Origin of the sequence: Erythrobacter crassostreae (genome assembly GCF_019204045.1) — a bacterium.
Lineage (GTDB): Bacteria > Pseudomonadota > Alphaproteobacteria > Sphingomonadales > Sphingomonadaceae > Erythrobacter > Erythrobacter crassostreae.
The window spans coordinates 1,233,628-1,252,290 of record NZ_JAGSPC010000001.1 but is presented as its reverse complement, the minus strand read 5'-3'; the positions used below and the strand labels follow the sequence as shown (position 1 = coordinate 1,252,290).

16 protein-coding genes are annotated in these 18,663 nt (G+C 58.2%); 9 read left to right on the top strand and 7 right to left on the bottom strand.

Features of this window, described 5'->3' with window-relative positions:
* Positions 1–164 precede the first annotated feature (164 nt).
* The 5 genes from zwf (at position 165) to KCG46_RS06105 (ending at position 8,245) form a co-directional block, all read left to right on the top strand.
* Positions 165–1,628: a glucose-6-phosphate dehydrogenase gene (zwf, locus tag KCG46_RS06125; protein WP_218404383.1), complete on the top strand. Its 1,464-nt coding sequence runs from the start codon at positions 165–167 to the stop codon at positions 1,626–1,628.
* Positions 1,621–3,426 (top strand): phosphogluconate dehydratase, encoded by a 1,806-nt coding sequence (gene edd / locus KCG46_RS06120; RefSeq protein WP_218404382.1) that lies wholly within the window; start codon positions 1,621–1,623, stop codon positions 3,424–3,426. The genes zwf and edd overlap by 8 nt, the downstream gene beginning before the upstream one ends.
* Before the next feature lie 3 nt (positions 3,427–3,429).
* Positions 3,430–4,425, top strand: coding sequence for a glucokinase (locus KCG46_RS06115; RefSeq protein ID WP_218404381.1), 996 nt, complete (start codon positions 3,430–3,432; stop codon positions 4,423–4,425).
* Complete coding sequence (locus KCG46_RS06110; RefSeq protein WP_218404380.1) at positions 4,422–7,211, top strand: phosphoenolpyruvate carboxylase; 2,790 nt, start codon at positions 4,422–4,424, stop codon at positions 7,209–7,211. The genes KCG46_RS06115 and KCG46_RS06110 overlap by 4 nt, the downstream gene beginning before the upstream one ends.
* A gap of 179 nt (positions 7,212–7,390) precedes the next feature.
* Positions 7,391–8,245: a L,D-transpeptidase family protein gene (locus KCG46_RS06105; protein ID WP_218404379.1), complete on the top strand. Its 855-nt coding sequence runs from the start codon at positions 7,391–7,393 to the stop codon at positions 8,243–8,245.
* A gap of 12 nt (positions 8,246–8,257) precedes the next feature.
* Here the strand turns inward: KCG46_RS06105 and tilS are convergent, their stop codons facing one another.
* From tilS to KCG46_RS06080, 5 genes are all read right to left on the bottom strand, one after another.
* Positions 8,258–9,208 carry a tRNA lysidine(34) synthetase TilS gene (gene tilS / locus KCG46_RS06100; protein WP_255551798.1) on the bottom strand — a complete coding sequence of 317 codons (951 nt, stop codon included), beginning with the start codon at positions 9,206–9,208 and terminating at the stop codon, positions 8,258–8,260.
* A gap of 72 nt (positions 9,209–9,280) precedes the next feature.
* On the bottom strand, positions 9,281–10,258 hold the full coding sequence (locus KCG46_RS06095; RefSeq protein ID WP_255551797.1) for a tetratricopeptide repeat protein: 978 nt from the start codon (positions 10,256–10,258) through the stop codon (positions 9,281–9,283).
* 172 nt (positions 10,259–10,430) lie between these two features.
* Complete coding sequence (locus tag KCG46_RS06090) at positions 10,431–11,300, bottom strand: helix-turn-helix domain-containing protein (RefSeq protein WP_218404378.1); 870 nt, start codon at positions 11,298–11,300, stop codon at positions 10,431–10,433.
* Positions 11,301–11,430: 130 nt separating this feature from the next.
* Positions 11,431–13,701: a phosphoenolpyruvate--protein phosphotransferase gene (gene ptsP, locus KCG46_RS06085; RefSeq protein WP_218404377.1), complete on the bottom strand. Its 2,271-nt coding sequence runs from the start codon at positions 13,699–13,701 to the stop codon at positions 11,431–11,433.
* A gap of 177 nt (positions 13,702–13,878) precedes the next feature.
* Positions 13,879–14,034 (bottom strand): YdcH family protein, encoded by a 156-nt coding sequence (locus KCG46_RS06080; RefSeq protein WP_218404376.1) that lies wholly within the window; start codon positions 14,032–14,034, stop codon positions 13,879–13,881.
* A 210-nt stretch (positions 14,035–14,244) separates the two neighbouring features.
* Here KCG46_RS06080 and KCG46_RS06075 point away from each other — a divergent pair, with 210 nt between their 5' ends.
* Both KCG46_RS06075 and KCG46_RS06070 read left to right on the top strand, forming a co-directional pair.
* Entirely contained in the window at positions 14,245–14,442 is a 198-nt protein-coding gene (locus KCG46_RS06075; protein ID WP_218404374.1) for a YdcH family protein, read from the top strand.
* A 161-nt stretch (positions 14,443–14,603) separates the two neighbouring features.
* On the top strand, positions 14,604–15,104 hold the full coding sequence (locus KCG46_RS06070; protein WP_218404373.1) for a DUF1465 family protein: 501 nt from the start codon (positions 14,604–14,606) through the stop codon (positions 15,102–15,104).
* Positions 15,105–15,117: 13 nt separating this feature from the next.
* On the opposite strand, the gene glpK is transcribed toward KCG46_RS06070, so the two are convergent.
* Positions 15,118–16,587: a glycerol kinase GlpK gene (gene glpK, locus KCG46_RS06065; RefSeq protein WP_218404372.1), complete on the bottom strand. Its 1,470-nt coding sequence runs from the start codon at positions 16,585–16,587 to the stop codon at positions 15,118–15,120.
* A 107-nt stretch (positions 16,588–16,694) separates the two neighbouring features.
* Here glpK and KCG46_RS06060 point away from each other — a divergent pair, with 107 nt between their 5' ends.
* Together KCG46_RS06060 and KCG46_RS06055 are read left to right on the top strand one after the other, a co-directional pair.
* Complete coding sequence (locus KCG46_RS06060; RefSeq protein WP_218404371.1) at positions 16,695–17,567, top strand: MBL fold metallo-hydrolase; 873 nt, start codon at positions 16,695–16,697, stop codon at positions 17,565–17,567.
* Entirely contained in the window at positions 17,552–18,220 is a 669-nt protein-coding gene (locus KCG46_RS06055; RefSeq protein ID WP_218404370.1) for a DUF4230 domain-containing protein, read from the top strand. Before KCG46_RS06060 ends, KCG46_RS06055 begins: the two co-directional genes overlap by 16 nt.
* Here the strand turns inward: KCG46_RS06055 and KCG46_RS06050 are convergent.
* Positions 18,217–18,660, bottom strand: a complete 444-nt coding sequence (locus tag KCG46_RS06050) for a DUF1499 domain-containing protein (RefSeq protein ID WP_218404369.1) — start codon at positions 18,658–18,660, stop codon at positions 18,217–18,219. The two genes, KCG46_RS06055 and KCG46_RS06050, sit on opposite strands and share 4 nt — an antisense overlap.
* Between the last annotated feature and the right edge of the window lie 3 nt (positions 18,661–18,663).

Here is an 18,663-nt window from a genome sequence, read left to right as displayed (position 1 = left end):
TTGGTTAGGATCGTGCAGCCAATCACTGAATGTCCCAGATGGGACAAAAAGCGGAGATTTCTGAGAATGTTTGAATAGCTATGCGGCGCTATGGTGGTTGCGAGCGCAGCGCGCTAAACCACTCACCATAGTGCGCAGTGGCCAAACCGAGGGATAATTCACGTATGGACAAACCGGCAATTTCCGCGGATCGTTTGCTGCTATTCGGAGCAACCGGAGACCTTGCGCGGCGAATGCTTTTGCCAAGCCTTTGCGCTCTCGACGCCGATGGACTGCTTCCGGAAAACCTGCGGATTGTCGGAACCGCTCGCAGCGATATCGACGATACCGAATTTCGGAATATGGCGCGTGAGGCGCTTGAGACATTCCTCCCGGCTGAGCGCCGCGGCGGGATGGCGACGTTCCTGAACCGGCTTTTTTATCAAGCACTTGATGCGACCACATTGGATGGCTTTGCCGAATTGGCGGATAAGGTCGGCCCGTCGACAAACGAAGATGGCGATGGCGGCCTCGCCATATTCCTCTCCACCGCACCCAGCCTGTTTGGGCCGACGATCGCTGGATTGCAGCATGCCGGATTGACCGGTGACCACGTTCGCATCGGGTTGGAAAAACCTCTCGGCACAGATCTGCAGAGCAGCTGCGCCATCAATGATGCGGTTGCTGACGCCTTTACCGAAGACCGGATTTTCCGGATCGACCACTATCTGGGCAAAGAAACCGTTCAGAACCTTCTCGCTCTGCGGTTTGGCAACATCCTGTTCGAACCAATCTGGAACTCAAACTATATCGAGCATGTGCAGATCACGGTCGGCGAGACTGTCGGCCTGGAATCGCGCGTAGGCTATTACGACGATAGCGGCGCGATGCGCGACATGGTGCAAAACCACATGCTTCAGCTACTCGCACTGGTCGCGATGGAGCCGCCAACCAGCTTTGATGCGACCGCCGTGCGCGATGAGAAAGTCAAAGCGCTGCGGGCGCTGCGCCGCGTAAACCCGGATGAGACTGTCACCGGTCAGTATCGCAAAGGCGCAGTCGATGGCGAAGCGGTGCCCGGCTATGATGATGAGCTTGGCAAAGACAGCGACACCGAAACGTTCGTCGCGATCAAGGCCCATGTCGACAATTGGCGCTGGAAAGGTGTGCCGTTTTACCTGCGCACCGGCAAACGCCTGCCCGAGCGTGTGACCGAAATTGTTGTAAGATTTCGCAGTGTCCCGCACTCCATTTTTGAAGGCATGGGTGCCGGAATGCAGCCAAACCAGCTTTTGATCGGGATTCAACCAGAAGAGAATATCACGCTGTCTCTTATGGCGAAGGTCCCCGGCCTTGGGACAGACGGGGTGAAGCTGCGCCAGGTGCCGCTGGAGATTACGATGCCCGACGCCTTCGTCGGGCAGCACCGGCGCATTGCCTATGAACGGCTTTTACTTGACCTAATCCAAGGTGATCAAACCCTGTTTGTACGCCGGGACGAGGTGGAGGCGCAGTGGCATTGGATCGATGCAATCCGCGCCGTTTGGGAAGAAGCGGGTATCACACCAAAGACTTACAGCGCAGGCACATGGGGGCCAAGCGCCGCCATCGCGCTAACCGAACGCGACGGAGTAAGCTGGCATGACTAAGCTCAACGATACGATCCACCGTGTAACGCAGCGGATAATCGAGAATTCCAAAGCCAGCCGGTCCGCTTATCTTGAACTGATGCAACGCGAAGCTGATCGCAAGCCCGAGCATAAGGATGTCGCTTGCTCCAACCTCGCCCATGCTTTTGCAGGTGCGATGGAAGATCAGGACGCGATGAAAGCAGGTCGCGGGCCGAACATCGGCATCGTCAGCGCGTACAATGACATGCTGTCCGCGCATCAGCCCTATGGCCGCTATCCTGACCGGATGAAAATTTTCGCGCGCGAGGTTGGCGCAACCGCGCAGGTCGCAGGCGGCACACCCGCAATGTGTGACGGTGTGACACAGGGCGAAGACGGCATGGAATTGTCACTGTTCAGCCGCGATGTCATTGCCATGTCGACCGGCGTCGCGCTGTCGCACCAGATGTATGACGGTGTAGCGTGTCTCGGCATTTGCGACAAGATTGTGCCGGGCCTGTTGATGGGCGCGCTCAGGTTTGGTCACTTGCCAGCCGTATTCGTGCCTTCCGGTCCGATGCCATCGGGCATCTCCAATCAACAGAAGCAGGAAACCAGCCAGAAATTCGCAGCCGGCCAGATTGGCCGCGACGCGCTGCTTGAAAGCGAGCTTGGCAGCTATCATTCACCGGGCACCTGCACATTCTACGGCACGGCCAATTCTAACCAGATGATGATGGAGATGATGGGCCTACATATTCCGGGTAGCGCTTTTGTGCAGCCAGGCACCAAGCTGCGTCAGTCGCTAGATCGGGCGGCAGTTCACCGGCTCGCTGAGCTTGCAGGCACTACGGAGCGCACTCTGGCGCAGGTCGTGGATGAAAAAGCCATTGTAAATGCAGTTATCGGCCTGCTCGCAACCGGGGGATCGACCAACCATGCGATCCACATTCCAGCGATGGCCCGTGCAGCGGGCATCGTATTTGATTGGAATGATCTGGCAGAGCTGTCGAGCGTCGTACCGCTGCTCGCGCGGGTCTATCCGAATGGCTCAGGCGATGTGAACCATTTCCATTCAGCCGGCGGCATGGCCTATGTCACCCATACACTGCTCGATGAAGGGCTTGCCCACGCAGATTTGCTGACGATTTCGGACGGCGGAATGGAAGCATACACGGCGGAGCCTGTGCTTGAGGGTGACACGCTTGCTTGGTCACCGGTCATGGAAAGCCGTGATGATACGATGCTGCGTCCTGCGTCCGATCCGTTTCTTGCTGATGGCGGAATGAAGCTGGTGACGGGCAATCTGGGCCGCGCCTGTTTCAAATCCTCCGCTGTCGCGCCCGAGCGATTTACGGTTGAAGCGCCCTGCCGCGTTTTTGAGAACCAAGCCGACGTGGTCACAGCCTTCAAAGCAGGGGAGCTCGACAAGGATGTTGTGGTTGTCGTCCGTTTTCAAGGCCCGCGTGCCAACGGAATGCCGGAGCTGCATTCGCTGACGCCGTCGCTCGCTGTCCTGCAAGACCGCGGGCATTCCGTGGCGCTGGTAACCGATGGCCGTATGTCCGGTGCATCGGGTAAAGTGCCAGCGGCCATTCATTGCACGCCAGAGGCGCTGGGCGGAGGGCCGCTTTCCATGCTGCAAACCGGCGATGTCGTGAAAGTATGTGCCGCAACCGGAGAACTTTCGACCACCGTTGACCTTTCAGCGCGAAAACCAGCACCCGACCCCGTTCCGGAATGGGGCGTTGGGCGCGAGATGTACCGTATGCTTCAATCCCATGCAGACGGCGCAGAACAAGGTGCATCCGCCATGCTCGCCAGCGCAGGGCTGTAAGCCATGACAGGCAGCACAGACATTGTTTCAGTCGATATTGGCGGTACACATGCGCGCTTCGCCATCGCCGCGATCGGCAAAGATGGTAGCATTGCCTTGGGCGAGCCCACCACTCTCCACACAGAGGATCACGCCAGTTTTCAGACCGCTTGGGAAGATTATCGTGACCGGATGGGCGGATCGCTGCCGGATGCATTGGCAATGGCGGTTGCCGGACCGATCAAACCCGATCTGATCCGTTTCACAAACAACCCCTGGATCATCCGGCCCCCACTGATCGAGAGTAAGCTTGGGTGCAGCAAACATACGGTCATCAATGATTTTGGCGCAGTTGCCCATGCCGCAGCGCGCGCGCCGACTGGCGAGTTCATTCACCTTGCCGGACCGGAAAACGATCTGCCCGAAACCGGCACGGTCAGCGTTCTTGGCCCGGGCACCGGACTTGGCGTTGCCTATTTCTATCGCCGTCCGGACGGAACCTACCGTGTGCAGGCCACCGAGGGCGGGCATGGTGATTTCGCTCCGGTTGATGCCATAGAAGATGCAATTTTGGCGCGACTGCGGAAAAGCCATACGCGTGTTTCCGACGAACGCGTAGTATCCGGACCCGCCATCGTGGAAATCTATCATGCTCTTGCGGCGATGGAGGGACGCGCCGTCAAAGACGCGACCGATATCGAAATCTGGACCGCTGGCACAGATGGAACAGACAGCCTCGCTGCCGCAGCTGTCGATCGTTTCTGCCTCGCGCTTGGATCGGTTGCCGGTGACATAGCCTTGATTCAAGGCGCGAAGGCTGTCGTAATCGCGGGCGGCCTTGGCTACCGCATCCGTGAAACGATCATTGCATCGGGCTTTGCCTCGCGCTTTACAGCTAAAGGTCGCTTTGCTGGTTTGATGGCAAGCTTGCCTGTTAAACTCATCACACATCCGCAGCCCGGCCTGCTCGGCGCGGCGGCTGCATTTGCACAAGAACACCTCGGAGAATCCCGCGCATGACATTGCCGCTCAAATCCACCGCCGATCTCAGCGCGCGTCTTCAGGAATTGCACGCCCGCACCCGCGAGACCCCCTTGTTCAATCCGGTGTTTCAATTGGGACTTGATCTGTCACGGGCACTCGAAGACGGATCGACCGATCTCGACACGCTTGAGTCGCTTGTCGAAGAACTCGAATGCGCCGGACTTGAAGCGCGCGCAAACCGGTTGCAGCGCCTCGTTGCACCAGTCACGCCAGAGGCGAACCATAGCGCACTTGGCGCGGCGCTTGGCGCGACCAAGGATTTCGACGCTTTCCGTGCGCAATGGGAATCGCCGCGGCTCCACGCAGTGTTCACGGCTCACCCGACCTTCTTGATGACACCTGGCCAATCTGCGGCCGTTGCAGAAGCGGCCAGCGCGAACACTCCGATCACGCGCGACGTTTGTGCAGCGGACGCAGATCGCCCTGCAATCACGCTTGAATACGAGCATGGCGAAGTCAACAAAGCGCTCGCCAACGCTCAGGATGCACGGGCACAAATCGTCAGGGAAACGCTGTCGCACGCGGCCAAGACATGGCCTGAAAAATGGCTAGACCTGGCCCCGCTGCCATTCCGTTTCGCCAGCTGGGTCGGCTATGACATGGACGGCCGGACCGACATCAAATGGTACACATCAATCCGGTTCCGCCTGTCGGAGAAAGCAGAGCGCCTGCGCCGTTTCGCCAATGACCTTGAAGCAATTCAGTCGGATCATGAACTGATCGACACACTTCGTCTTGGTGCAGATCACGCCGCGCGAAGCGCTGAGGATTTCGGTGAAGACCTGAGTGAGCCGGAGGCATTGTCGCAGGCCGCCAACCGCCTGACTTACGATCACCCGGATAAACTGACGTCGCTCGTCGCCATTATCGACCAGCTTGAAAGCGAAGCGCGCGGTGCGGGCAATGCTGATCTTGCCATTGCGCTCAAAACGCTTGCCTCGTGCATGCGCGCCGATGGCCTTGGTATGGGTCATGTCCATTTCCGTGTGAATGCCAAACAGCTTCACAACGCCATCCGCAGCCATATGCACGAGACGCCCGAGCTCGATCTTGCGAGCAAAGGCGCGGTCGCGACCCTGCGACGAATGCTATCGGGCCGCAAACCGATGCGGACCAATTTTGCCAGCCTTGCAATCGAAAGCTCGACTGCGATCCGGCAGTTTCTGGCGATGGCGCAAATCCTTGAGCATATTGACGCCGATACACCAATCCGCATGCTCATTGCGGAATGTGAACAGCCATCGACAGTGCTTGCCGCGCTGTATTTCGCCCGCGCCTTTGGGATTGAAGACAAAGTTGACGTCTCCCCGCTCTTCGAGACCGAAAGCGCGCTGGAACACGGCGGACGGTTCCTTGATTCCCTCTGTGCCGAAAAGCAATATCGAGATTACGTCCAGCTGCGCGGCCGCGCCTGTATCCAGACAGGGTTCTCTGATGCCGGTCGATTTGTCGGACAGATACCGGCAAGCCTTGCAATCGAGCGGCTTCAAGGCCGCTTTGCTCAGGCGATGGCCAAGAGCGGTCTGACCGATGTCGCGGCGCTTATTTTCAACACCCACGGCGAGAGCATGGGTCGCGGCGCCCATCCTAGCGGATTTGAAGAGCGCCTGACATGGCCGATGAGCGGCTGGGCGCGCCACCGGTTTGCCAGTTCAGGCATCAAGCTTGAGCCTGAAGTCAGCTTTCAGGGCGGCGACGGCTATATGTTCTTCTCCCGCCCTGAATTGGCACTGGCAACGCTGTCGCGGATCATTTGCGCACCTGTTGACGATTCCGAAGCCGCCAATGATCCGTTCTATAGCCGCACCGATATCAGCCTCGATTTCTACCGCGCCGTTCGCGCACATCAGCGCCAACATTTGCGCAGTTCCACCTATTCAAGGGCGGTCACCGCATTTGGGCTTGGCCTGCTGAATTCCACCGGTAGCCGCGTATCGCGCCGCCAGTCCGATATCTCAGCCGACCGCGATATGAATTTGCGACAAATCCGCGCGATCCCGCACAATTCGATCCTCCAACAGCTCGGCTACCCGGTTAACGTGATCTCCGGCATCGGCAGCGCGGCTGATGGTAATTTCGAAGAGCTTGCCAGCCTGATCGAGGCGAGCCCTCGCGGACAGCAATTGATCAGCCTGGCCCGCGCTTCGAACAGTCTCGCCAGTATCAAGACCGTGGCCGCCTATGGTGAGCTCTTCAACTCGGCATATTGGGCCAGCCGGCCCTATCGCGGAACAGAGCAACATCTTTCGGGTGCTTGTGAGACACTCGCCGAATTCCTGACGAAGGATGACCGCACCGGCGTCTATCGCCGGCTCGCCTCCCGGCTTCGGGTGGATGCTCTAAAACTCTACCGCCTGTTCGATTTGCTCCCGGCAGAGAACCGCGACACTAATCGCGAAAACACGCGCCGGATGATCGGTGCAGCACAATCAGTCAGGCTTGCCTTGATGCAGCACATCTTCTTGAAAGCGGTTTCGGTTCCGGTCTTCAGCCGCGCTAACGACATCAGCCGCGAAGACGTGCTGGAAATGGTGTTCAGCTTGCGCATCGAAGATGCTTTGGCGCAGATGCGCCGCGCCTTTCCGACGCACTTCCCCGAAACCGGGGATTTCGCAATGGATGCTCAAGCCGATTATCCGGACTCGTCCAGCGAAGGCTATGCCCAGATCGGACGCGATTTCATCGATCCGATGGAACGCGCCTATTCGCTGATGCTGCGACTTTCGATCAGCATAGCGAATCAGTTTGGAGCGCACGGTTAAGGTCATTCGCGAAAGATAGCCGCACGACTACAAGAATTTACGCGTTAACATTTGCCCCTGTTCCCCGTCCCTTCGCGAGACGGTGGCGGGTTAGTCACTGGCAGTTAATTCGAAAATCCGGCATAATGCTTCGCATGAAACAGATTGCTTTACACGCTCGACTCACCGCCGCCCTCGCCATGACTGCGTTTGCTGGTCATGCCGCCATTGCTGGCACTCAAGCGACGCCCGATGATGCTGCCGATGCCGCGGAACAAGTGGCACAAGAAGTTGAGAATGAAATCCGCCGGATTGATCCGACCACTGGCGGTCAATCGCTTGTCATCGATCCCAGCCTTCCGGCACCATATGGCGCCGACATAGAGGCCACCGAAGCTCCTGAGCTTTCGGTCTCACAACTGCGAGAATTGCCGCCTGCACCGGTTGCTGCACCAATCGCAGCGGTGCCAGCGGTCGATGTCGCCACGCCGACCTTCACGGCTCCGACTATCGCGCCGCCGCGCGGGCCCGCAGCCCGCATGATTGCCGAACCGATTGTTCAAGAAGCGCCTGCATTCGATGCCAGCGATCCTTTCGTTGTCAAAAGCATCCTGCCGATCGAAGGCACAATCCGGTACGGCGAATGGTACTGGGATGAGAGCCGCGCTCCAAAAACCGGAAAACTGGTCATGACAGTCGACCTCGACGCCCGCGTAATCAGCGTATTCCGTGACGGTCATGAAATCGGCACCGCTGTTGCGCTGCTCGGCACTCAAAAGCACCCGACCCCGGTCGGCACGTTCCCAATCCTGACAAAGGAAAAGGACAACATTTCCGAAAAATACAACAATGCGCCCATGCCATGGACGCTGCGTCTTACTTGGGACGGGATTGCTATCCACGGTTCGCCGGTTCTGAACGGCTATGCCAGCCACGGATGCATTGGCGTTCCAGACCCGTTCGCAGAGAAGCTTTTCGAGATTGCCAAACGCGGTGACCGGGTTGTGATCACCCGAGGATCATTGATCGGCATCGGCGACAAAATCTCCGGCTGACCGGCGCTGGCTTCAACCTGATTTGCGGGGCGGTTCTATGCTGAATCGCCAGACGCGCAATGTCGCGCCAGTGTCTGCGATTTTTTCTGTTCCCGGGACAACCAATGTCCCGGCGAGCGATGCATTCTCGCCTTTCCATAGCCGATCAAAGGCGCGTGCGGCATCGCCCCGGTTCGTCTCATGGCCCAGCTCTTTAATGATGTTGCAAATCGTCTCAATCGCGATGGCGCGCGGCACGTTGGCGTAATAGAGAAAGCCGCGCCATTGATGGTCAGAATCGGGCACGACATGGGTTTCCCAGTCTTCTGCTGCGAACCATTCAATCGCACGCCACGCGTCCTCCAAATGCTCTGCACTGGCCGCTAGCGCGCTTGGTTCAATCCAGTCTTGCTCCGCCAGAAAACGCCGCACTCGCGCGCGATCAAATTTCTCATCCACATTGGACGGATCACGCACCGGATCAATCCGCGATGCAGAAACAAGCGCCTCAAGCTCACGCTTGCTCCAACGCAGCAATGGACGAAACAATGTCCCGCCCCAGCCTGGAATCTCAGCTGTCGAACGGATGCCCGCAAGACCGGGAACACCGCTGCCACGGTTCAACCGCATCAGCAGCGTTTCTGCCTGATCATCGGCATGGTGCGCAGTCATCAGAACGCCAGCACGCACCTCGTCATGCCATTGGCCCAGCGCCAGATAGCGCGCGGTGCGGGCATTGGCCTGCACATTGCCCTCTGCGACTTCGATTGGAAGCGTCGTGTGCTTCACGCCAAGCCGCGCGCAGATATCGGAAACAAACGCCGCCTCGGCGATGCTTTCCGGGCGGAGACCGTGATCGACCGTTGCCGCTTCAATATTGTCTGCACCGCATGCTTCATGCGCGAGCAGCAGCAGGGCAAGGCTGTCCGGCCCGCCAGAAACAGCAACAGCCAATCGCGTCTCGGCAAAGCCGAAACGATCCAATTCAGCGCGAAAACGCGCAATCAGATCAGGGTGGATATCCGTATCAATCAGCGCCCCCTATCAACCGGAAAGTCAGCCCTCACAGGTGACCTTGCGCCGGTTCGCTTCGTAGCGGTTCATCAAACGGCCACTCGCAATCGCAGGATAGGTTTCACCGAACTCAGCCAAAGCGATACAGGCGCGGCGCGTATCTTCCATCGCGATCATTGATTCTGCAAGGAACAACAGGCTGTCCGAAGCACGGGCCGCTGTCCGGTCCGACTGATAATTGCGCAAGAACCAGCGCGCTGCTTCTTCAGGCATACCGTCATCAAGGAACGCACGGCCGAGCAAATTGCGGCCAAAGGTAGCGCGCCAATGCGACGGATAGCTCTCCACAAAGCTCGACAATTGCTGACGCGCCTCGGGGAAGAAGCCCGCATTCCAAAGGCGGAAGCCATAGGAGTATTCATCGTCCGCAGCATCGTCGGTTTGAGGCTTGGTGATTTCCTGCACGGCGGCCAAACGCTCGGCGCTGGGGCCAGTAGCAGCCGGGGTGGTCGCCGATTGCTGGGTGGTTTCGGACGTGCCTTCGCCAGCCATCGCGGAAAGATTGCTGTCGGTGACGGATGGCTGATCGGGCTCAATAGTCCCTGCGAGCCCTGCTCCAGCACCCGGCGATGCCTCCAAGAGCGCAAGCCGGCTTTGAATCTGCGAAACCGCGTTGGCGTTTTCCTCTGTTACAGAAGTCAGCCGCTGCATCTGCAGTTCCATCGCATCCAACCGCGCGAGAATATCCGTTACCGCAGTGGTGGATGATGTCCCGGTCGTTGCAGGTTGCGCCGTGCCATCGTTTGAGATTTGCGGCTCAAAGTAGCGCCCATCGCTACTCGGAAACACATTGCGCTGAAGCGCGCGTATCTCGGCCTCGATCTTGCGCAGTCGCGCTTCGGAATTTGAATCCTGCGCCAAGGCGGGCACCGGGCTGGTGGCCACAGTCGCCGCGACGGCAAGCACACCTGCCAAGCGGATGGCGGTAGAGGGAAACGGTGATCGAAGAGCGAATTTCATAGGTCTCTGGCTCCGTTCTTGAGCGCGCTTGCGGCTAAAGGCCGCCGCGCGCATTCGCATCAAAGTTAATTGCCGCAACTTATGGCAGCCGATGCATGAATGAGACCCGAATCTCTGCCGCGTGAGAGCCGCCAAGTCGAGCGCGACTACCACTAAATCGGTGGGAAAGGGCTTAGTTAGCGGCAGGTTCTGCCGGATCAGAAGCTTCAGCCCGCGCCAAAAGTGCTGCAGCCGAAATCTGTGTGTCACCCAAAGTTATAGGCTCGTCTGCCAGTTTTGGCACTTTTTGCCCGCCGACTGTGATGGCGAGCGCGTCAGGCCGACCGGTGTTGATCCTTGGGCCATTTGCGCTTTGTGATAACTCGAAAGTGTCGCCGCTGGCCATGGTGCCTTCGAACAGCGGTTCTCTCGTTTCGTCATAGGCAGAATCGTAGAAGCGCACCCAGACACCGTCTTCCAGAGCGGTAAAAACCACCTGCCCCGAACTATCGATGACGCCGCCGCCAGTGCCGGTATCGCCGCCTGCTTCACTCGCAGCGATTTCGTCTTCGGAAGCGCCTTCTTCCGCGCTTTCAGCGATTAGCGAGGCCAAACCATCGCCTGCCCCGAAATAGGTGTTGTAGAATGCGTAGATTCCCACGGCGAGGATCAGCGCGGCGATCGCGCCAAACCAGGCAAGGCCAGCAGACGGCAGCTTGGCCGGATCGCCAGGCTCCATGCCTCCGGCGAGCGCCGACTGGCGCCTATATCCCCCAGCCAGTTCATCCCGCACTAAATCGGCAATCTCGGCCTCATTCAGACCGACGACCCGCGCATATGTGCGGGCGAACCCAATCGCGTAGGTGCGCGATGGCAGCTTATCGTAACTGCCAGTTTCAATAGTTTCGAGATGGCGGACCGGGATGCGGGTTTCTGCTGCGACATGCGAAAGATCGAGGCGCTTTTCCTCGCGCGCTTCACGCAAACGCTGACCTGCCGTTTGCGCTTCCGCAACAGGTGCTTCGATCAGCTCTTCGCTGTTACTTTCTTGCTCGCTTGTCATGACCCGCCCCACTTTACGTGGTTTTTAGAATATTTTGTGACTGACAGAGAACCTTTGCGAGACATCGAGTCAAGGATTCGCTGGACGAACAAACGCAAATTGAGCGCGGACTGACTTACCGGACGTTCCGTTAGTCGACTTCGATCCCGCGCTCTTCCGCCCACGCCGTCAATTCGCGGCGAATATCGATCGATGGATCGGACAGCCAATCGGTCATGGCTTTGGTAAGCTCGGCAAGATCGACTTTGCGCACCAACTCCTTGATCGGACCAACAGCCGCTGGCGTTATTGACAGTCTTCGATAACCGATACCCAGAAGAGCAAGCGCCTCCAGTCTGCGCCCACCCATTTCGCCGCAAACTCCGACATCAACATTGCTTCCCACCGAATTATGAATGACGCGGCGCAAAAAGCGGAGAATGGATGGGCTTAACCAATCATATCGCTGCGCCAGTAGCGGGTTTGCGCGGTCGGCGGCGAACAGGAACTGGGTGAGATCATTGGTGCCAATCGACAGAAAGCTAAGTTTGGGCAGGAGCAGATCAAGCACCTCTGCAAGAGCTGGGACCTCTAACATCGCACCGAACTTGATCGCTTCCGGCAGTTGTTTCTTCTTCTTGCGCAGAAATGCGAGCTGTTCGTCGAACACTTTCTTGGCCGCATCAAATTCCCACGGCTCTGATACCATGGGGAACATCACGTAGAGTGATCGGCCAGCGCTCGCTTCTAACAGCGCGCGCGCCTGTGCCTTCATCAAACCCTCGCGGGTCAATGCAAGACGCAAAGCCCGCCAGCCCATTGCTGGATTTTCGTCCTTATCGGCGATGTCAGACGAGAGATAAGGGACCGATTTGTCGCCGCCGATATCGACGGTGCGAAAGATAACCGGCTTGTCGCCTGCAGCATCCAGAACATCGCGGTAGAGGCGCGTCTGGCGCTCCCGCTGCGGCAGCGTTGCCGAGACAAGGAACTGAAATTCGGTGCGGAACAGACCGACGCCATCTGCACCTGTCATAGCCAGAGCACTGATGTCATCGCGCAGACCCGCATTCATCATGACCTGAATGCGGGTGCCGCAGCGCGTGAACGGCTCAACTTCGCGCAGCTCAGCATAGGCCGCTTGCTTTTCGCGGGTTTTGGCGAAGCGAGCTTCAAAAGCCTCTGCGACAGAAGTCGTGGGCCTGACAGTCGCTGTCGCCGCGCTCGCATCAAGCAGCACTTCATCACCGTCGCGAATAATTCCCCGTACGCCGCCTGCCCGCCCAAGTACCGGTACACCCATCGAACGCGCGACGATGACGACGTGCGCGGTGAGCGAGCCCTCTTCGAGGATTACACCCTTAAGCCGACGCCGATCATATTCGAGAAGTTCAGCCGGGCCCAGATTGCGGGCGATCAAGACGGTGTCACGGCGCAGCCCTTGCGATGCCGCTGTGCCAAGCTGTCCCGATACAATCCGCAAAAGGCGGTTCGCCAGATCTTCCAGATCGTGCATCCGGTCGGCAAGCAGAGGATCATCGATCTCGCGCATGCGCATCCGCGTGTGCTGTTGGACGCGCTCAATCGCGGCTTCGGCAGTCAGCCCGCTATCAATTGCCTCGTTAATGCGGCGCGACCATCCTTCGTCATAGGCGAACATCTTGTAGGTTTTGAGCACTTCTTCCTGCTCGCCTCCCACACCAAATTCGGCCTGACCTGTGAGTGTGTCGATTTGCTCGCGCATCTTGTCAAATGCGCGGTAAACCCGCTGGCGTTCCGCTTCGATATCGTCAGCAACCACTTGCGTGATTTGGACCCGCGGTTGGTGATAGACCGCCTGGCCCACAGCAAGGCCTTTGACCAAAGTTAGCCCGCCAACGGTTTGCGGACCGGTGTCCAGAATAGACAAGCCCAGCGCCTCTTCCTCATCAACCAGTTCCGCGTTCGCGATCAGTTCGGAAAGCACCATCGCAGTCGTCTGCAGCGCTTCGATCTCGACATCTTCGTAGCGGCGCGGTTCAACATGCTGCACGCACAGGACGCCAACGGCGCGCTCGCGATAAACAATCGGAACACCGGCAAAAGAGTGGAATTTTTCCTCGCCAGTTTCCGGGCGGTATTGGAAGTCAGGGTGCGCTTTTGCCTCTGCCAGGTTCAGCGTCTCGACATTGTCGGCAATCACACCGGTCAGACCCTCTCCAATGGCCATACGGGTGACGTGGACCGCGCTTTTATTCAAGCCGCGGGTCGCAAACAGTTCGAGCATGGACTCACGCAGAAGGTAAATCGAGCAAACCTCACTCGTCAGGCTTTCGCCAACAATCTCGACCACGCGGTCGAGCTTGCCCTGCGCATGCATGCGCGAGGCCATCACCTCATGGAGGCGTGTAAGAATTTGACGGGCGGAAGCTGCTGCGGACATTGTGATCCTGACTTAGGCAGTCCGGCGTACAAAAGCAAAGCCAAGCGGTGCGGCCCGCTTGGTCGCTTCGCACGACCGGACTGCCGTCATCAAAGGCAGGCGCAAAGCTACCTTTGAACGGCAATTACCCAGCCGCAAAAATCAGATGGATACGCGCGCGCGCGCAAACCCGACGGTTCAGGCGCTGGCGATCTCTTCCTTTAATCGCAGCTTGTGTTTCTTGAGAGCTTGGATCGTCGCAGCATCAGGCACGGGCCGGGCCAATTCCTGACGAAGCTTTGCGTCAAGACCGGCATGTTTCGACTGGAGGGCGTTGACGTGGGACGAAGCCATAGAATGTTCTCCTGATGTATGGGGGTGAGCCCCCAGGGGAACGACTCGGCACTAAGCGGCCGGGCCGCTGATTTCTAAGAAACCATACAGACGTTAACTTGCAAACCCCTTCATTTGAGTGAAACGATAGAACCGCATAAATGCGCGGTGAATCGCTTAGGCAAATGGCCTATGGATTGCGGCGAATCTCAAAAAGGGGCGTAAGGCCAGATGAACGAGCAAGAGCTCAAGAAGAAGCTGGAAATGATGCGCACGGAGCATCGCGACCTTGATGCAGCAATCATCGCGCTCACCGAGGCGGGATCATCCGACCAGCTACAAATCGCCCGTTTGAAAAAGCGCAAACTTCATTTGAGAGATCAGATCGCGATTGTGGAAGACACATTGCTGCCTGACATCATCGCCTGAATCGATCCCATGCGGAGCACGTTTGTCTCCGCTGTGGAGCAGTCCGTCTCGTAAACGGATCGCCAATTCTGTCCCGCACAGAGACAATGTAAAATCCTGTCTGGATAATAACCTTACTGCCATGGCGGCCAAGACAATCGAGGCGTAGCGACCCGGAATTCATGGACGCCGCAACCAACCTATCCCGCCCCATTATCGAGGCACTCTATACCGAAGCACTCGTGCTAGCGGATGATGTGCGTGCGGTATTTGCTCTTGGCACGAAAGAGCCAAGCTTGAGCGATAACACGATGGTGCGATTGGCGCTTTCGACCGAAGGGTTGAAGACGACCACCCGCATGATGCATCTGCTCGCATGGCTGCTTAACCAGCGTGCCTATTTCTCGGGCGAGATGACCGAAAACCAAGTGCGCAATCATGGCGCTTTGCCGCCCGATCGCCCATCGGATCAGGCGCAGATTGACCTGCTTGAGCCCGAAACTCGCGCGCTGATCGCCGAAACTGAGGCGCTGCATCAGCGTATTGCGCGGCTTGATCAGGCATGGCGTCAACAGTTTGATTTGGGTTCACCTGTTCGCGCGTTTCAAGACCGTATTGGCCGCGAGTTTGCGCAAATTGATCGGCCAGCCAAAATTCGGCAACTGGGCCCGCGCCAGATTTAGTTCGACAGCGCCGCTAGGCCGCTGAGAGAGCTTTTCGCCAGCGATCCAACCGGGCTTGGCGAATGTCATCCGCCATATCGGGTTCGAACCGTGTCAACTTGCCGCACATGGCTTCTGCTGCGCTCGCAAGGTCAGGATACAGCCCCGCACCCGCCGCAGCCAGCATGGCCGCGCCAAGCGCAGTTGTCTCAACAAAATCTGGCCGCTCGACCGGAACACCCAGCACATTCGCCAGATCTTGGGCCATCCATGTGTTGGCCGCCATGCCGCCATCGATCCGCAGCGTTTCCCAAGGCGTACCATCGGCCGCAAAGGCAGTAGCCAGATCATGCGTCTGATGCGCCATCGCTTCCAATGCGGCGCGCGCTAATTCAGCCTTTCCACTGGCGAAGCTTAGCCCAGTAATCACACCCCGCGCTTCCGCCCGCCAATGCGGAGCACCAAGACCCGCGAGCGCGGGCACAATCGTTACCCCGCCCGTATCGGAGATGGATTGCGCGAGTTCTTCAGTCTGGCTCGCGACTTCTACTATACCGAGGGAATCGCGAAGCCACTGGACGAGACTACCCGCGACAAATACCGATCCCTCGATTGCGTAAGTTCGCTCGCCTCCGATCTGGGTCAGCACAGTGCCGAGCAAACGGTTTTCCGAATGCGGCACTGCAGTGCCCTGATTGGTCAGCACAAACGCGCCGGTTCCATAGGTGGCTTTCGTTTGGCCCGGGGCAAGGCATGCCTGACCGATAGTCGCCGCCTGCTGATCCCCCACCAGGCCCGTGATCGGAATTGCGCGCCCGAAAAGTGAGACCTCTGTCTCTGCCAGAGGACCGGACATATCGACCACTTTGGGCAGCGCCGAATGCGGCACGCCCAGCAATTCGCACAGTCCTTCATCAAACTGTGCTCCTGCAAGTTCGAGCAGCAACGTACGGCTCGCATTGCTCGCATCGGTAATGTGATCGCCACCGGTCAGCTTGAATGTTAGCCAGCTTTCCACCGTGCCGAATGCCAACGTGCCTTTGTTTGCGGCGGCGCGCACTTCTGGCACATTGTCGAGCATCCAGCGCATTTTGGTGCCGGAGAAATAGGGGTCGAGCAGCAGGCCGGTGCGTTTTTGAACGTCTACCTCGTGCCCCGCTTGGCGAAGTTCGATACAGAAAGGTTCAGTGCGGCGATCTTGCCACACAATTGCCCGCGTCAGCGGCTCGCCCGTTTCTTTATCCCATGCGACCACCGTCTCGCGCTGGTTGGTGATGCCGATGCCAGCGATCATCGCTGCACCGCCTGCTTTGGGGATCACCTCCTGCGCACAGGCGAGCGTTTTCTGCCAAATTTCGACCGCGTCGTGTTCAACCCAGCCGCCTTTCGGATAATGCTGCGTCAGCTCTTTCTGAGCGCTCGCCACAAGCACGCCGTCGCTCGCGAACAGCATCGCGCGGGTGGATGTTGTGCCTTCGTCCAGCACCAGAATATAGTCGGCCATAATCCCTCTCTTCTTGGCTCGCATTCCTAGCCGCTTGCGCGTTCACCGCAAGCCGCCGATTGCGCAAATCCTCGACAGTCTGCGCTCACCCCTGCATAGGAAAGTGCATGGCAGGTATCCCACCCAAACCGTGGCCCACTGGTGAGGCCGAATTGCTGGAACCGTTGGTCCGCCGCGTTCTCGCGCCCAATCCGTCACCCTATACCTACACCGGAACGCAGACCTATGTGGTCGGCGCGAATGAAGACGTTGCGGTGATCGATCCCGGCCCGAACGATCCTGCGCATATCGATGCAACTATGGCCGCTGTTGGCGAAGCGAAAATCGCCGCGATTATGTGCACTCACACCCACCGCGACCATTCGCCAGCTGCCGCGCCTTTGGCAGCAAAGACTGGCGCGCCGATCGTTGGTTGCGCGCCGCTGGTGCTGAAGACCGATCTACCCCGCGCCGATGAGGCATTCGACACAACATACGCGCCGGACCGCGTGCTGGAAGATGGCGAGCAAATGCGCGGCACCGGCTGGACGCTCACCGCAGTGGCGACACCCGGCCACACCTCCAACCATCTGTGTTTCGCGCTCGAAGAGAGCGGCGCGTTGTTCACCGGCGATCATGTGATGGGGTGGTCAACCAGCGTCGTGATCCCGCCGGACGGGAACATGGGTGATTACATGGCGAGCCTCGAAAAATTGCAGGCACGCGAAGACATTGTCTACCACGCGGCCCACGGCGCCGCGATTACGAAGCCGAAGCAATTGGTACGCGGTATGATTGGCCACCGACGTCAGCGTGAAAACCAGATATTGCGCCTGATGCGCGAAAAACCGCGCGCAGTCTCAGCCTTCATCCCTGCAATGTACAAAGGGCTAGACGAGCGCTTGATCGGAGCCGCCGAAATGAGCGTAACCGCACATTTGCTGGACTTGGAGAAGCGCGGAATGGCGACGCTGGATGAGGATGTATGGCGGACGAGCTGACACCCGTGAAAGTGGCAAATTCGGATCGCGGCATTCTTTCATCACGCGGTGAAACTGTGCTTGCGCTGATTGCAGTTGCACTTTTGGTCGCCGCCTTGGCCCTTGGTTGGCGCGCATATATCTATCAGGAAGAAGGCGACCCGGTAGCAAGCGCGATGCTTGCATTCGAAAAACAAAACTCGTTGGTCGTTTTCTCAAGCCGGTTCGAAGTGGTCGCAGAAAGCACCAACACGCGCGGTTTTGCAGGCATCGACTTGCTAGAGAACCGTCAGGCCGCAATCATTCCTGCCAGTGTCGAATACCGGCTCAATCTGTCGGACATATCCGCAGACTCATTTGAGTGGGATGCGGAGTCGCAAGAGCTCAATGTGATACTTCCTCGGCTCCAAACCTCGCGTCCCAATCTCGATGAGGCCAAAGCGCGCATCTTTACCGACGGCGTATGGGTAACCCGCGATGATGCGCGCGAGCTTGCGGCTAACAATTCAGAGCAGGCAGAGCGCCGTGCGCAGACTTTTGCCAAAAACCCCGAAATCCTTTCGCTCGCCCGCAAAGCTGCAAAAAGCGCGGTTAGGCAGAACCTCACCGTACCGTTGCAGGTAGCAGGATACGAGAACGCCCGTCTGAATGTGCGATTTGAGGACGAGCTTTAGGTCGAAATCATGCCGCGCAATTCCTTGACGCGCGCGGCGTTCACACCGGCATCTGAATGCCCGACCCGCGAAGCGGACCGAACATGCACGGCATCGCCATCCTTGCGAAATTCGATATCATCGACAAATCCGAAGACTGACGATTTGAACTCCGCCGCGATGTAATCATCGCTCTCCGTCGTGACAGTTCCGCCCATGGCCGCCATCACCGAAGGCAATTTGCTCCAACTGTCGGCGGGCAGCGGCTCGACGTTTTTGTCCTTACTCGTGCCTCCCTCACTGCTCACACAATTGGGTGAGCTGGGACACGCCGCTAAACGTCCATCCTGCAAACCGGGAGCCGATCCGTTCTGGGATGACAGCCCAAGCACGAAAAAGCCGACTACGCCGATCACAATCATAATTGCGGCTCCGAAAAATACAAACTTCAGGGCGGTCATACA